Source organism: Pseudarthrobacter sp. HLT1-7, assembly GCF_059383435.1.
The window spans coordinates 187,833-200,840 of sequence record NZ_JBWZCH010000001.1 but is presented as its reverse complement, the minus strand read 5'-3'; the positions used below and the strand labels follow the sequence as shown (position 1 = coordinate 200,840).

The window sequence follows — 13,008 nt, the reverse complement described above, 5'->3', positions numbered from 1 at the left end:
CTACTGTCCCGCGCTAGCGGACTCGATGGACTTCTGCATGTCGGACAGTGCCGCGTCGACGGTCTTTTCGCCCTTGATCGCCGCGTAGGCATTCTCCTGGATGGCCTTGGTGACGGCCGGGTAGAACGGGGTGACGGGCCGCGGTACGGCGTTCTCGATCGAGGTCTTCAGAACCGGCAGGTACGGAAGCTTGGCCACCAGCGCCTGGTCGCCATAAAGGCTGGTCAGCACCGGAGCCAGTGAGCCCTGGGTGGCGAAGAACTTCTGGTTCTCTTCGTTGACGAGGAACTTGACGAAGTCCAGGGCCGTGGCCTTGTTCTTGGAGTAGACGCTGATGGCCGCGCTGTGTCCGCCGAGGGAGGAAGCGCCGGGGCCGGACTTGCCGGGCAGCGCGGCCATCCCCAGGACGTCCTTGACCTTCGAGGATCCTTCCGTGGTAGCCAGGTTGTAGAGGTAGGGCCAGTTGCGGTGGAAGAGGAGCTTGCCGTCCTGGAAGGCCTGGCGTCCCTGCTCTTCCTGGAAGGTGATGCCCTCCTTGGGGATGTTGCCGTCGGCGTAGGCCTTGGCGAGGGCACTCAGGCCCTCTTTGGCAGCCGGGCTGTTCAGGCTGGGCTTGCCGTCCTTGTCCAGCACGGAGCCATCGAAGGAGTTGATAGCCTCCGAGGCGTTGACGGTGAGGCCTTCGTACTTGGCGTACTGGCCCGCGAAGCAGCCCATATTGTTGGCCTTGGCGACAGAACACATGCCCATCATCTCGTCCCAGGTCTTGGGAGCCGTGGGGACGAGGTCCTTGCGGTAATACAGGATGCCGCCGTCGGACGACACCGGGGCCGCGTAGAGCGTCCCCTTGTAGGAAGCGCTGTCAACCGTCGGCTTCAGCATGGCAGCGGTATCCAGGGCCATCTTGTCCTTGAGCGGCTGCAGCCAGCCCTTGGCTGCGAACTCTGCAGTCCACACGACGTCAACACTTGCGACGTCGTAGTTGGCATTCTTGGCCTGGTAGTTCTGGACGAGGTCGTCGTGCTGCTGGTCGGCCTGGTCCGTCTGCTCCTTGAACGTAACCTTCTCGTTCGGGTGGGCAGCGTTCCACTTTTCGATCAGCGGCCGGACGACGTTGCTGTTGTCCTTGCCCTGGACGTAGGTGATGGGCCCGCGGCCGTCGAGGCCCTGCGCGGCGTCGCCACCGGCGTTGCCGCCCGTTGTGCCGCCGCCCCCTCCGCCACCACAGGCGGAGAGTGTGAGGGCTAGAACGCCTGCCGCGGCTACGGGAAGTAGGAATTTAGGGGTTTTCATGCTGGAGGCTCCTCGCTGAGTACCGGATAGAAAAACGGCGGTGCAGTTGGTGTGGTGACCATCACAATAGCGACTTGGCGGTGAGGAATGCAAGCGTTTACATCAAACCTTTATCGAAAGGAGATCGGCACCCTGTGGGCCGGCTCCCGCGCAAACCCGCCATCCGCTGCCTGGTCGCCGGGGCTGCGCGGGATACGGGGGAATGTTGCCGGAACCTCACGCCTGCAGACTCACCCGGGCGGGACCGACGGACCCGGCGGAGGCCCGGCGGACCCGCTGGACCCGGGTCAGCGGTGGCGCAGCGCCTGGTCAGCGGACCCGCTCGGCCCGGCCGAACCTGGACCGCGCGCCGGCGGCGATGTGGATGAGCACGGGAGTGCGTTTCCCGATCACAGCGTCGAGCGCCTCCACGAGGCCGGACACCTCGGCTGCCAAAATATGGGGGGCTACGCCCTGGCGGGGCTGGACCCGGATTCTCAGGGCAGGCTCGCCACGGTAATCGTAGGTCGCGACGGTGGCTCCGGCCAGGTCCTGACGGTCAGCCAGTGCGGCCCGCAGTGCCTGCTCGGCCACGCCGCTGCCGATCCGGACGTTTCCGGGAACTTCGCCGGGGTCTTCGCCACTGACGAGCAGATTGGACCGCCCCTTGCCCTGCTGGGCAGCCCACGCCACCATGGCGCCAATCACCGCGAGCAGCAGCACCGCCAGCACAATCCACAGCCAGCTCTCCGTCCGGCCCGGGAAGCGCGTGATTTCGAAGGCATCCCGCCAGTTGCTCCACACCCCGGCGGACCACGTCTGCCACCAGCTGCCGACGGCCGGAACAACGGCCAGCAGGATCAGCAGGATTCCGATGGCGAGGAGCTTGACGCCGAGGATCCCGATCAGGATCCGGTTGAGGATTCTAGGGCTGCTGTTCATGCGCCGATCACTCCTGCCGAGGCGACGATAATCCGGATCTCCGGCATGGGGGAAGGCCCCATGCCCCGTAGCTCGTCCTGAACCGCGGACAACACAGCAGCCTCGTCCAGGGGGATGCCGGAGGTGGGGCGGACGTTCACCACCACCCTTTGTCTGGACACAATCACCGTGACCTGCTCTTGCGTCACGTTGGCGGCCAGCCGCGCCCGGCGCGCGAGTGCGGAGGCGATCACTTCGTCGTCCACCACGACGGCGGCGCGGCGGTCCCAGAGCAGGTGGCGGGCCCGGCGTCCGGGCAGGACCGCATTGAGGAAGAAGAACAGGCCCAGCATGACGAGTACGGCGCCGGCAACGCCCAGCAGCAGGGGCGGGACACGCCCGGGGAGCGCTACGATCTGGTCGGCTGCAGTCTGCGGATCCACGAGCCACGGCGGCTGCCCGACGGCGCGGACCGCGGCTTCCAGGAGTGCATACACGCACAGCGCAATGACCAGAACGGCGGCGATAACGGATGCCACGGCCCTCGACGAGCGGGTCTCGCGTTTCAGAATCGATTCCATGCCGGCGTCGCCGGCTGCTCCGGCGGTAAAGGCCCCGGCCGCGGGGTCCGCAGGGACAGCGGATGCCGATCGCTTCGGGTTTTTCGCGTGCCCGCGTTCCGAATCGTCGCTCACCGGACCCGCCCTCCTTCGCTGACGCTTGCTCCGCTGATCCGGATGTCCACCCGGCTCAGCCGGGCACCGCTTAATTCGGTCACCCGGCGCAGGATTTGAGCCTTGGCGGCCACGGCCCTGTCCCAGACGGAGCCGCCGAAGGCTGCGGTCCGTCCCGGATCCCGCAGCACGGCGGTCAGCGGGGGCACGGTGATGGGTGCGACCAGAGACAAGGCCAGCAGGCCGTCGTCGTCGGACCACTCGGCCCGGACTTCCGGCGCCGTGACACCGAGCGCCTCCGCCGCGGCGGCCCGCGCCAGGCTGGTCAGGGCCTGGGTGCTGATTCGGTTGTGTCCAGCCAGCGCGGCGCTGTGAACCACGGCCCCGGCCGTACCGCTCATGAGGAGAAACGCCGGCCAGTGAGGGCGTCGAGAACGCTGCGCAGATCCAGTTTCCCTTCCGCGGCGCGGCCCAGAACGGCCCCGATTCCCATGAACAGCAGGGCGCCGAGGAAACCCCAGACACCAAATTGGAAGGACATAAACGCCGCGAAGGCGCCTGCTGCGATCCCTACAACGGTCAAATTCACTGGATTGCCTCCCTCGCCGGCCGGGTTTCGCCGGGTGTGCCGGGCTTAGCCGGGCCCGGCACGTAGACGTCATGGATCTCCACGTTGACCTCGATAACCTGGAGCCCCACGAGTTTCTCGACAGCCGCGTACACCGCGGCCCGGATCTGGTCCGCCAGGGCGTGGAGGGGTGTGCCGTAGACCGCCACCAGATCGATATCCACGGCGACCTGGGTTTCGCCCACTTCGGCGCGGACTCCGGCGGCGTGGTCCGAGCTGCCCACCGCGTCGCGGAACGCCCCGAGGGCGCGTGACGGGCCCGATCCCAGGGAATAGACGCCCGGGACGGCGCGGGCGGCGATGCCGGCTACCTTGGCGACGGCGGCTTCGGAAATCACGGTGCGTCCGCCGCTGCCCGCCGGCGCGGCAGTGGGCTGCTCGGGAACGGAGCCCGCTACGGGCTGGGAATTCTGGTATTCCATAAGGCACTCCCCTTCTCTTGAGACCACCCTAGCGTCTGCCCCCGACAAGGTGGAGGCCTGGCGCCGGGAACGCCGCAGAGTCCGGTTCCGGGGAGGGATTCTTCCGCGGCGCCCGGCGGCTGGCGGCTGGCGCTTAGTTGCAGTTCGCGGCGAGCCAGCCCTGCACGGGGGCCATGGCGTCCTGGAGCTTCCCGCTGGAGAAGACCGTCTGGTCCTTCACCCCGGCGACAGCCGTCTGGCTGAGCGTGGCGAAGTCCGCCTTGATGCTGTCCGGGACCATCTCTGCCGTCCGGGCCAGTTCCGCCTTGGCCTGCTCCAGTTCAGCCGTTTTCCCCTGCGCCGCCGAGAGCGGCAGCAGGGTAGCGCCGGCCGCCTGTTCGGAGATCTTGGCGCAGGCGGCGGCCGCCGTCGGGAAGTCGCCGTAAGGGCCGGAGGACTTGCCCGGAGCCGCCGTTGAGGAGGCGGAGGGAGCGGAAGTGGCGGCCGCGGACGACGGCGTGCTGCCGGCCTCCGGCGCCGAACAGCCGGTAAGTGCCAGGGAGGCGAGGAGGACGCTGATGGTCAATGGGCGTGCAATATTCTTCAGGATCACGGTTTAGGAATCACTTTTCCGGTTGAGATTGCACCGCCGGCCCGTTCAGGCTGCTGGCGGCCTTGGCGTTTTTCCCCAGCGTGCGAGTCTAGCCCGGTTGACTCCCACGCCCCCAACCATGCCCGCCGTCGAACTCCCGTCGGTTGCTCCGTAACGGCCCTTTTGACCCGCCAGAAGGGCCGTTACGGAGCAATCGACGGGCACGGAGCACGGATCGTTTGTCAGCGTGCCGCTCGCGGGTTGCCTGTAGGGGTCGGAGTCGTTTCCGGTTCCGCGACCGGGCTGCCGGTGCGGAAGTTGATTATTTTGTGGGTGCCGTCGCAGTACGGCTTTAGGGCCGAGGCACCGCATCTGCAGAGGGCGACGGTCTTGCGTTGCCGCGGCACAGGATCCCCGGACGGCGTGAGGACGTCAAAGTCGCCGCGGACCAGGATGGGTCCGTCCGGGCAGAGGAAGAGTGAGGCGCTGCCGGGGTTTGGCGAGGTGTCTTTCATGGCTGTTTCCGATCAGAGTTAGGGGAGGGAACGGGCGGATCTTGCCTGCATGCCGGAGCCGCCGCCCGGCCTCGGAATGCGCGGCGGATTCACGGCGGGTTCCCGCATATGGCACTCCTCCGGCCGGCGCAGGGGCAGAATGCACTCCTCCCGCGGTCCCGGGAAGAAACGTGGTGCCCGGCCAGTCATGCCGCGGCGGGAATGGGCGAACGCAGTGAAGACCGGCCGTTGTCCCATGCGTCCATGAGGTGAGTCGCGAAGCGGGCGTCGATGCAGGAGACCGCGGCCGCACCGAAGAGGACATCGTCCAGGAGGTCCGGTTCCGCCTCTACGAGTCCGCCGGCAAGATCCCTCCCGGCTATCTGTTCGTGGACGGCGTCCGCCTCAACGTGCTCATCGAAGTACCCGGTCACGTCCGCATCAAATCCCAGACGGCGGAAGCCGTTCCCGTAGAGCTGGTTCGGCCGTGAGGACGTCATCTCATACATGGCCAGATGCCCGGCAATGGCTCCGCGAAGCCTCCGGTTCAACCCGAACAGGGACATCATGTTCACGGAGGCCAGTGAGATGGCCGGGACCACGTCCACGTAGCCGCCGTAGCTGTCATTGAGTCCCAGCCCCCTCATGGTCCGGGCGAACATGGCGCTGTGCATACGCTCCGGGTGGCCGCCGCCGTATTCGTCCGCCTGAATTTCCACGAGGGCGGCCTTGGCCCGGCCACTCAGGCGCGGAATGGCCCAAGTGTGCGGGTCGGCTTCCTTGAGCTGATACAAGGACTTATGGATCAGGAATTCACGCAGCTGCCCGGCCGTCGCTTTCTTCGCCACATGACGGGAGACACTGGGACCGCTGTCCCGCCCGGCCATGCCGAACAGAAGGGCCGCAGTGGCATCGCTGCCGGGCGTCCTGGAGTCCGGGCGCACCACGGACGCCGACACCGGGCCGGCCTCGGCCCGCAGCCACGCCTCGAACGGTTCCTCCAGCAGGTGGCGGATACCGATCAGCCCGGGATGCCATTCCCAGCGGTCATCGACGCCGTCCAGCCCTCCGTAGTGCAGCTCATAGAGGCAGAACAAGGCGAGCTGGACGTCGTCGTCGATCATGTCCCTGATAACCAACAACCGTTCCGCGACCAGTGTGTGCAGAGCGGCCAGGCCTTGGGGTTCCGGCCCGGGCTTCTTCTCCACCAGGATGGCAATGAGCCCGGCGCTGATAGGTCCCCTCGGTTCAGGGATGTTCATTGTTACTCCTTGTTGGGGGCCGTGCGGCTGCGGATGGTTGTGGTTCTCGAGGCTTAGCGGCGGGCCGGCGTTGCCCTGGCGCTGCACCCTCCTTCTTTCTAAGTCCGGCGTCCGCCCCCATAGAGGCGGTCCCGTCCCAGGACGGAGCCGGATGCGGTGATGGGGCGGTGGCTACCCGGAGGAAGCACGTTGTCCCGTTCCGCTCCGGGTGTTCGGGGCCGCCGAGTCATGGGGAGGGCCGGGCAGGCTAAGTCGTTTTTGGTTCGCTGGGGTTATCGGCAACTTTGAGTTCGACTTCGGCGGTGGCCTGGATGAGGGCCAGAAGGTCAGCATCCAGCCCGGGCGCAAATTCCTCCCGACGTTCCGGCGACATTGCCATCGGGAAGCCCTCGGGCATCACACCGGTGCTCAGTTCGGTGCCGTCGTTGGAGGGCGATGCGCCCCGGTATAGCTTGGCCGCTTCGCTGGCGTCGTCCGCACTGAACGTGTACTGGATGCTCTGGAGCCCCTTGTCCAGGAGCTTCTTGACTTCGGGGAACTGCTCGGCATTGGTTTTCGGGATGGGCAGCACCTTGCCCCAGTTCACCCCCAGGCTCTCCAATGCCTTTGCGAAAGCATTTTCGTGCGCCTGGTCCCGCACGATCAGGTACGCGATCGTGGAACGTGCGGCGGCGTTCTCAGTCATCTCGTAAATTCGGCATTTCTGTAGCCGCCCCGTGGATTCCAGCATCAGGTTGTAGAGCAGATCGAGAACCAGGTTTCCGCTGTTGTACACATATGACCCCAGCCACGGATTGCCGGCGGCGTCCACTGGCAGAGCGCCCTGGGCGCCCACAAGGTAATGGTGGATGTTGCTGGTGTCCAGGGCTATCTTCAGCGGCGTGGCTCCCATCGCGCCGGGCTGGTCCACCGGATCGGTTTTCTTCCCCTGGTACTGCGGGGATCCGTCCAGCAACCGGGAAATGGTCGTGCCGATGAGTTCGACATGGCTGATCTCTTCGGTGCCCACGCCCTGGATAAGGTCCTTATAAGGTTTCGACGCCGGGTCCCCCCGGAAATTGATGCTCTGAAAGAGGTACTGCATCATGGTGCGCATTTCGCCGAACTGCCCACCCAGCCCTTCCTGCAGGGCATTGGCCGCCGCGGGATCGGGCTCGTCCACGGCGATTTCATTGATCAACTGCTGAGTGTGCAAGTACATGGTGGCTCCTCAAGACGGTGACGGATGGACACTGGTAACTTCGCTGCTGACCGTAACCCTGGGTCGGTCTCCCCACACCCGGCCGTTTCCCCGGTTATGGATCGCGGACTTTTTTCGAAGCGAGTTTACTAAGCATGCTTAGCTTATGAGCGAGCACGAAACCCGTCAAGACGTATCTTCGGGAAGGTCAAGACGTGTCCTCAGAAGGCAGGAAAGGCCGCGGGTCGCGGAAGGGGCTCATCCTGCGCGGCGTCGTCAGGTTCCACGGTTCCTTCGTGCCTCCTGCCGGGCTCTACCCCAGTATTGGCAGGGCGGCCGGGGCGCATTCGACCTTGACCAGTGTGTCCGCGTCCACGGACTTCACTTCCCCGTCCATCTGGTAGGGAAGGGGCTTGAGTGTGGTGAATTCGTAAGTGCTGACGCTTGGCTGGTCGCCCAGTCCCTGCGTGGTGGCGCGCAGGGCCGTCAGCAGTACCCGCCACTTGGGCATGTGCGGAAAGAGGATCACTTCGAATTTTCCGTCGGACGGCTCGTCGTCAGCGTCACTCAGGGTGGCGTACTTCGCCATCTCAGAAATGTTGGCGAAGACAAGACTGTCAAACTTCCGGTGCTTTCCGTCGGTCAGGCGTATTTCGAACGGTCTGAACTTCGCGAAGGCCCGGATCACGGAGACCATTTCCTTGATGGCACCTTTGCTGCCCTCTTCAATATCGATCGCCATCACCGGCGTCAGACCGAATCCGATGTAGGAGTGGGCGTATACCGCCGGCGCGTCGTCTCCCTGGCCCGTGTGGATGCGCAACAGGTCGATGTAGCGTACGTTGCCCTCGGCGATGGCCTCTTCCAGCGGCTTGGTGCCGGTGGTCCGCCGGTGGTCATTGGCGTTCCCTGCCGCCATGACGGCGCAGACCGCGTTGGGGTTGCCGCTTTGCTTCACGCCGTTGACGACTTCGTTATAGCCCCCGTCACCGCTGACGGACACGACAAGTACGTGGCCGCCGCTGCTGGCAGCCTCGCGGGCGAGCTCGACGGCGTGTCCGGCGTGACTGGTCGGTTGGAGTTTGAGATCCGGCGTGTAGGTGAGGAGCTCAGTTAGCCGGTCCCGGAGTTTCTCGGCGAGCGTGGGGGCATCCCCTGTGCTGTTGGGATTGAAGATGATGACTATTGACTCAAAAGTCCGGACAGAATCCATGGCGTGCTCCTGGTATAAGTGGTGGTTTCCGGACGGGGTAGCTGATTCCCGCGGTTTTGCGGCCCGCTGACCGAACAGTGCAGATGTTCAACTGTTGCCGGCGTGGACGAGGGTGTCGGGGTCAGCCCGGCCAATTCCCCACTGCCGGGTGTGCGGGTTGGTGTACGCCGTCGTTTCTGGTCACAATGTCTCCGTGTTGTTCTCGGCCGGCTGCAGAGCCGGACAGGTGCTGCCTGTCACTGGCGGGGTATTTCCATCTGGAATCCGCACCGGCACCGCAGAACGCGGGTCCGGAGGTAAACGCTCAACAAGTCCGTAGGCCCGGCCTCCGTGGAAACCGGCCACTGCACGCCCCGAAGGGTGGGGTCCGCGGGTGACATGGGCTCCTGGCAGTGAACGCGGGGCCGGTGGGCGTCGCGCGGCATGGACGTGGGAAAAGTCGCCGACATCCGGATCAGACCACTTCCGGGTAGCTGGCCTGGTTGTAATCCGCCGAGACCGGCTCCTTCAGGCAATGGCCGGTGCGCCAAGGATCGATCCGTTTCTTCTTCATGGCAGTCGGGAATGCATCCTCCGGCCCGGGCGCGGCCTGGAACAGGCGACACCAACTCATAGAGAGGCCATAGCGGAGGTTCCGGCCCAGAGCACGGTCGCACGCCGGGGCATGGGTAGTGGCTGCCTGCAGGAACCGGTCGTGCTGCGAATCTGCCATGGGTGGCTCGTTTCCGCTCGGTGCATTCTCGTGCCGCCGTGTGGCTACAGCAGCTGAAGCCTCAAGGCCGTGCACGCGGCGCTGAAGCGGTTCCCGGACCGGTGCAGATCCGGGGATGAAACAATTCGGACTGAAAATCCCGGTGCCGCCGCCCTTTCGGCGGCCGCACCAGGACCATCATTGTTCAACAGCACTCGCAGCCGAACGAGGTACAGACGTTAGCCGTGGTTGTGGTTGCGGTTGCCGGCCTTGGCCAGGCCGCGGGCCACCATGAGACCGACCGTCAGCCAGGTGATGAGCTGCATGGCGTCATGGGCGTTGAAGACATCCACGCCGTTTTCGCTGCGGTCGTCTCCGACGACGGCGGCGGTGATGATCGTGGCGAGCACTGCGGCGGCATACACGGCGAACTCGAGCGTCCTCGTGGAGATCTTGATGTCGTTCGCGTTCCGGGTCGTCTCGGTGCGTGCGGTCTGGGTGTTATTGGCAGTCATGGGAATCTCCTGGGGTGATGTGAGGGGCCTGAATGGCCGTGCAACCAACGTCCCGCTTCAGAAACCGGTGATGACAACTTCTCTACGATGTAGACTTTATACGTAGACTACACAACAAGCAAGCCTACTTACTTTCTTTGGAAGGGGGGCTTGGCCGCAGCCACGGGAACGGAAGACCATGTCACCTGAAGAGAATCCGGTGCCCAGATCCGGTGCTGGCAGGAAAAAGCGGCTCAGCCGGGAGCTGGTTCTGTCCGCAGCCCTGGCACTGGTTGACGCGGAGGGACTCGATGCCCTCACCATGCGCCGGCTCGGGCAGGAACTCGGGCGCGATCCCATGGGCCTCTACCGCTACGCCGAGAACCGCGCGGCATTGCTCGACGGCGTCTCCGAGCTCGTTCTTAATGAACTTTCCATTTTCCCCGACGACCCGGACTGGCAGGCACAGCTCCGCCACATCGCCCACGACCTGCGGCGGCTGGCGCTCCGGCACCCTAACGTCGTGCCCCTGCTCGTGACCCGTCCGCTATCCACGCCCCTGGGTCTCCGGCCGCTGGGGACGCTGCGGCCCCTGGAAAAAATCCTGTCGCTGCTAATCGACGCCGGATTCACCCCGGCTGACGCCCTGCACGTCTACCGCGCCTACTACGGCTACCTGTACGGACACATCCTCAACGAACTGCAGGAAATCATCGCCGACCCGGACGAAAACGAAGCCCTTCTTCGCCTCGGCCTGCACCGTCTGCCGGCGAAAGACTTTCCGAGACTTCGCGCTCTCGCCCCGGTCCTCGCCGACTATGACGGCGCAGCCGAACTCGACCAGGGAATCAACATCCTGCTCTCAGGCCTCGCGGCCCGCCTGTCCTCACCGGACGCCCAAACCAGGGACTGACCGGAACAACCCTTGAAAGGCACACACCATGTTTTTGCTCTTCGGCCTCAAAACGCTCCTTCGCGACCTGCCCGGACGGATGGCGACATGCCAGTACTGCGGCCGGTTCATCCACCATCATCTGCAGGAACGCGCCACAAAACTCACCCTGTTCTTCATTCCCGTCCTCACAACATCCAAAAAATTCGACATCACCTGCACCAACTGCGGGCAGAGCTCAACGATCAAATCCCGGCAGAAGAACGCCCTTCTCAGTTAGGAAGCCAAAGGCAGAGCGCGAGAGCTGCGATACCTTCCGGCCACAAGCTATCGGCCACTGACACCCGTCAGCTGATCCCTCAGCGGGCCAAAGCCTTGAGTAAGAGCTGGCTGGCAATGTCCCGTGCGCACTCTTCAGTCGAGCGATTCGTGGTGTCGACCTCTAGATCGTAGGCAACTCCGCCGTGCACGCTCAAGGCTTGCTGTCGCGCCATTCCTTCCACACGGTCGAGACGTCGTACCTCGCGGCATGCGGCGACATCCGGGTCGCAGCGCACTCCCACCCAACTGAGTTTCACTCCGCTGAATGCTGACTGTATGCGCTCCTGTCCAGCACCACCGGAAAAAGCACCTCATCGAGGATCATGTGGGCCTCTGCCCGGGCCATACCGCTGAGGCCGGTGTACCAACTTCGTTCTAAGGCCCGATGCTCCGCGCTAAAGGTGATGGTGCCGTCCTGCTCAAAGGAGATTCCCGCGCGAGGGCTGTACCCCCTGGCAGGAAGTGCGGCGATGAACGTGTCGACGCCGAAGGTCGACCAGATGCCCGGGAGTATCTCCTGAAGCGCTCTTGCAATTGAAGACTTGCCGGAGCTCGAACCGCCGTTCAGTATGATCACCTGGGATTTCTTGCTGCTAGCCATCCAGCGAGTCTAGAGGAGTAGTTCCAGGGGGCTCGTTCGGCGCGGCGCGGCGATTTGAAGGGCAATGTGCAGGCCGATGATTTACTAAAAGGCATATCCGGAACGGTCCCGGCCCGGTCCAGCATCCGCATCGGCATACGTCATAAGATCACCGATGCTGAGCTAATCACCTTGGCCGTGATGACAGCTTCGCCGGCTAGTGGGATTTTCGTTAGTTCGTCGGGGGTCTTGGCCCGGGGGGCTGGGAGGGCACTGCTAAGTGACATGCCCCGCGCCGGGGTGCGCGGATGGACGTAGTCCCGTTGTGCCCTGTCCCGGGCGCGAAGGATGGACATGTACTCCCGCGGCGACGCCAGATTCCACGCCGCCGGACCCACCCAACGCCTGACCGGACCAGCCCAACGCGACGGGCCGCGACGTTCCCGCCCGGTTACTTCGGCACCCGGCGCCACAAGCCCGCGGAAACCCGGGCCTTTCCCGGGCCGATAGGAGCTGTGGCGGCAGACAACCGGGAAGGAGCGCCACCAACCGGACGGGACGTGCCCGCTGGACTGGACATGCCCCGCACCGGGGCCGCGGGTGGGCATAGTCCCGTTATGCCCTGCCCCGGGCGCAAAGAATGGGCATGTCCTCCCGGCGCGGACACATCCTGGCGCTGCCTGAATCCCAGCGAACTAAGGAAAATGTCCACTAGGCCCGACGGTGAACTGGCTCGTCTGGTCCTCGCCCACCAAGGCGATATCGGCACCGAGGCCGACGGAGAACTCGGCTGATTTCGGGTAATCCCAGCTGATTCGACAGCTGCACCGGGCAACGAAAAAACCCCGCAGATCCCTTTCAAACACTGGGAACTGCGGGGTTCTAGCTGGTGGCTCCGACCGGCGTCGATCCGGTGACCTTTCGATTTTCAGTCGAACGCTCTACCAACTGAGCTACAGAGCCTAGGTGACGTGTCACCATGACGGCCGGAATTTCTTCTGGCAATCAGAGCGACCCTGACGGGACTTGAACCCGCGACCTCCGCCGTGACAGGGCGGCGCGCTAACCAACTGCGCTACAGGGCCTTGCTATTTTCTTGCTTCTCTGCAGTATCGCTACCGCAATTTTTCAAGGCCTTTAGCCTACCAGACTTTCACATCCGGACTGACCAGTTCCCTGCGTACCCCCAACGGGATTCGAACCCGTGCCGCCGCCGTGAAAGGGCGGTGTCCTAGGCCGCTAGACGATGGGGGCCAGAACTCAATTCGGCTCATTGGGGGCAAAAATAAAGGGCCGAAGCCGTTCGTTTTTGTCCTTTCGAGTTGCTCCGAACTGGACCTATAAAACTATAGGACAGACCTCTGGATTATCCAAAATCGGCGGTCGCCGGTTC

At 64.4% G+C, this 13,008-nt stretch carries 17 protein-coding genes and 3 tRNA genes; 2 read left to right on the top strand and 18 right to left on the bottom strand.

Annotated features, from left to right (window positions below):
• The 13 genes from AC50X6_RS00950 to AC50X6_RS00890 form a co-directional block, all read right to left on the bottom strand.
• Complete coding sequence (locus tag AC50X6_RS00950) at nucleotides 1-1,293, bottom strand: ABC transporter substrate-binding protein (protein ID WP_494964456.1); 1,293 nt, start codon at nucleotides 1,291-1,293, stop codon at nucleotides 1-3.
• Between the two features lie 309 nt (nucleotides 1,294-1,602).
• Nucleotides 1,603-2,214, bottom strand: coding sequence for a hypothetical protein (locus AC50X6_RS00945; RefSeq protein WP_494964455.1), 612 nt, complete (start codon nucleotides 2,212-2,214; stop codon nucleotides 1,603-1,605).
• Nucleotides 2,211-2,774 (bottom strand): hypothetical protein, encoded by a 564-nt coding sequence (locus AC50X6_RS00940; protein WP_494964670.1) that lies wholly within the window; start codon nucleotides 2,772-2,774, stop codon nucleotides 2,211-2,213. The genes AC50X6_RS00945 and AC50X6_RS00940 overlap by 4 nt, the downstream gene beginning before the upstream one ends.
• A 110-nt stretch (nucleotides 2,775-2,884) precedes the next feature.
• The gene (locus tag AC50X6_RS00935; protein WP_494964454.1) at nucleotides 2,885-3,268 is read right to left on the bottom strand and encodes a hypothetical protein; all 384 of its coding nucleotides are present in this window, start codon (nucleotides 3,266-3,268) and stop codon (nucleotides 2,885-2,887) included.
• Entirely contained in the window at nucleotides 3,265-3,456 is a 192-nt protein-coding gene (locus AC50X6_RS00930; protein WP_494964453.1) for a hypothetical protein, read from the bottom strand. Before AC50X6_RS00930 ends, AC50X6_RS00935 begins: the two co-directional genes overlap by 4 nt.
• Nucleotides 3,453-3,917 carry an Asp23/Gls24 family envelope stress response protein gene (locus AC50X6_RS00925; RefSeq protein WP_494964452.1) on the bottom strand — a complete coding sequence of 155 codons (465 nt, stop codon included), beginning with the start codon at nucleotides 3,915-3,917 and terminating at the stop codon, nucleotides 3,453-3,455. The genes AC50X6_RS00930 and AC50X6_RS00925 overlap by 4 nt, the downstream gene beginning before the upstream one ends.
• Before the next feature lie 133 nt (nucleotides 3,918-4,050).
• A complete protein-coding gene (locus AC50X6_RS00920) occupies nucleotides 4,051-4,482 on the bottom strand; it encodes a hypothetical protein (protein WP_494964451.1) in 432 nt (143 codons plus the stop codon).
• Between the two features lie 248 nt (nucleotides 4,483-4,730).
• Nucleotides 4,731-5,003, bottom strand: a complete 273-nt coding sequence (locus AC50X6_RS00915) for a CDGSH iron-sulfur domain-containing protein (protein WP_494964450.1) — start codon at nucleotides 5,001-5,003, stop codon at nucleotides 4,731-4,733.
• A gap of 185 nt (nucleotides 5,004-5,188) precedes the next feature.
• Nucleotides 5,189-6,244 (bottom strand): iron-containing redox enzyme family protein, encoded by a 1,056-nt coding sequence (locus AC50X6_RS00910; RefSeq protein WP_494964449.1) that lies wholly within the window; start codon nucleotides 6,242-6,244, stop codon nucleotides 5,189-5,191.
• Between the two features lie 247 nt (nucleotides 6,245-6,491).
• On the bottom strand, nucleotides 6,492-7,445 hold the full coding sequence (locus tag AC50X6_RS00905) for a manganese catalase family protein (RefSeq protein ID WP_494964448.1): 954 nt from the start codon (nucleotides 7,443-7,445) through the stop codon (nucleotides 6,492-6,494).
• A 292-nt stretch (nucleotides 7,446-7,737) separates the two neighbouring features.
• Complete coding sequence (locus AC50X6_RS00900) at nucleotides 7,738-8,637, bottom strand: diacylglycerol/lipid kinase family protein (protein WP_494964447.1); 900 nt, start codon at nucleotides 8,635-8,637, stop codon at nucleotides 7,738-7,740.
• A gap of 454 nt (nucleotides 8,638-9,091) precedes the next feature.
• The gene (locus tag AC50X6_RS00895) at nucleotides 9,092-9,349 is read right to left on the bottom strand and encodes a hypothetical protein (protein WP_494964446.1); all 258 of its coding nucleotides are present in this window, start codon (nucleotides 9,347-9,349) and stop codon (nucleotides 9,092-9,094) included.
• Between the two features lie 218 nt (nucleotides 9,350-9,567).
• Complete coding sequence (locus AC50X6_RS00890) at nucleotides 9,568-9,843, bottom strand: hypothetical protein (protein WP_494964445.1); 276 nt, start codon at nucleotides 9,841-9,843, stop codon at nucleotides 9,568-9,570.
• A 178-nt stretch (nucleotides 9,844-10,021) separates the two neighbouring features.
• Between AC50X6_RS00890 and AC50X6_RS00885 the strand changes: the two genes are divergently transcribed.
• Nucleotides 10,022-10,735: a TetR/AcrR family transcriptional regulator C-terminal domain-containing protein gene (locus AC50X6_RS00885; RefSeq protein WP_494964444.1), complete on the top strand. Its 714-nt coding sequence runs from the start codon at nucleotides 10,022-10,024 to the stop codon at nucleotides 10,733-10,735.
• Between the two features lie 28 nt (nucleotides 10,736-10,763).
• Entirely contained in the window at nucleotides 10,764-10,994 is a 231-nt protein-coding gene (locus tag AC50X6_RS00880) for a zinc-ribbon domain-containing protein (RefSeq protein WP_494964443.1), read from the top strand.
• A 79-nt stretch (nucleotides 10,995-11,073) separates the two neighbouring features.
• On the opposite strand, the gene AC50X6_RS00875 is transcribed toward AC50X6_RS00880, so the two are convergent.
• The 5 genes from AC50X6_RS00875 to AC50X6_RS00855 form a co-directional block, all read right to left on the bottom strand.
• Nucleotides 11,074-11,271, bottom strand: coding sequence for a phosphotransferase-like protein (locus tag AC50X6_RS00875; RefSeq protein WP_494964669.1), 198 nt, complete (start codon nucleotides 11,269-11,271; stop codon nucleotides 11,074-11,076).
• 17 nt (nucleotides 11,272-11,288) lie between these two features.
• A complete protein-coding gene (locus AC50X6_RS00870; RefSeq protein ID WP_494964442.1) occupies nucleotides 11,289-11,636 on the bottom strand; it encodes a phosphotransferase-like protein in 348 nt (115 codons plus the stop codon).
• A gap of 866 nt (nucleotides 11,637-12,502) precedes the next feature.
• Nucleotides 12,503-12,578: transfer RNA gene (locus AC50X6_RS00865), tRNA-Phe, on the bottom strand.
• A 48-nt stretch (nucleotides 12,579-12,626) separates the two neighbouring features.
• Nucleotides 12,627-12,700: transfer RNA gene (locus AC50X6_RS00860), tRNA-Asp, on the bottom strand.
• Between the two features lie 96 nt (nucleotides 12,701-12,796).
• Nucleotides 12,797-12,869: transfer RNA gene (locus tag AC50X6_RS00855), tRNA-Glu, on the bottom strand.
• Nucleotides 12,870-13,008: the final 139 nt, after the last annotated feature.

What these genes read in the sequence shown, in the direction of transcription:
- AC50X6_RS00940 (WP_494964670.1), bottom strand. Translation starts at nt 2,774, where the DNA reads ATGGAATCGATTCTGAAACGCGAGACCCGCTCGTCGAGGGCCGTGGCA.
- AC50X6_RS00925 (WP_494964452.1), bottom strand. Translation starts at nt 3,917, where the DNA reads ATGGAATACCAGAATTCCCAGCCCGTAGCGGGCTCCGTTCCCGAGCAG.
- AC50X6_RS00880 (WP_494964443.1), top strand. Translation starts at nt 10,764, where the DNA reads ATGTTTTTGCTCTTCGGCCTCAAAACGCTCCTTCGCGACCTGCCCGGA.
- AC50X6_RS00950 (WP_494964456.1), bottom strand. Translation starts at nt 1,293, where the DNA reads ATGAAAACCCCTAAATTCCTACTTCCCGTAGCCGCGGCAGGCGTTCTA.
- AC50X6_RS00900 (WP_494964447.1), bottom strand. Translation starts at nt 8,637, where the DNA reads ATGGATTCTGTCCGGACTTTTGAGTCAATAGTCATCATCTTCAATCCC.
- AC50X6_RS00945 (WP_494964455.1), bottom strand. Translation starts at nt 2,214, where the DNA reads ATGAACAGCAGCCCTAGAATCCTCAACCGGATCCTGATCGGGATCCTC.
- AC50X6_RS00890 (WP_494964445.1), bottom strand. Translation starts at nt 9,843, where the DNA reads ATGACTGCCAATAACACCCAGACCGCACGCACCGAGACGACCCGGAAC.
- AC50X6_RS00935 (WP_494964454.1), bottom strand. Translation starts at nt 3,268, where the DNA reads ATGAGCGGTACGGCCGGGGCCGTGGTTCACAGCGCCGCGCTGGCTGGA.
- AC50X6_RS00885 (WP_494964444.1), top strand. Translation starts at nt 10,022, where the DNA reads ATGTCACCTGAAGAGAATCCGGTGCCCAGATCCGGTGCTGGCAGGAAA.
- AC50X6_RS00870 (WP_494964442.1), bottom strand. Translation starts at nt 11,636, where the DNA reads ATGGCTAGCAGCAAGAAATCCCAGGTGATCATACTGAACGGCGGTTCG.
- AC50X6_RS00910 (WP_494964449.1), bottom strand. Translation starts at nt 6,244, where the DNA reads ATGAACATCCCTGAACCGAGGGGACCTATCAGCGCCGGGCTCATTGCC.
- AC50X6_RS00915 (WP_494964450.1), bottom strand. Translation starts at nt 5,003, where the DNA reads ATGAAAGACACCTCGCCAAACCCCGGCAGCGCCTCACTCTTCCTCTGC.
- AC50X6_RS00895 (WP_494964446.1), bottom strand. Translation starts at nt 9,349, where the DNA reads ATGGCAGATTCGCAGCACGACCGGTTCCTGCAGGCAGCCACTACCCAT.
- AC50X6_RS00905 (WP_494964448.1), bottom strand. Translation starts at nt 7,445, where the DNA reads ATGTACTTGCACACTCAGCAGTTGATCAATGAAATCGCCGTGGACGAG.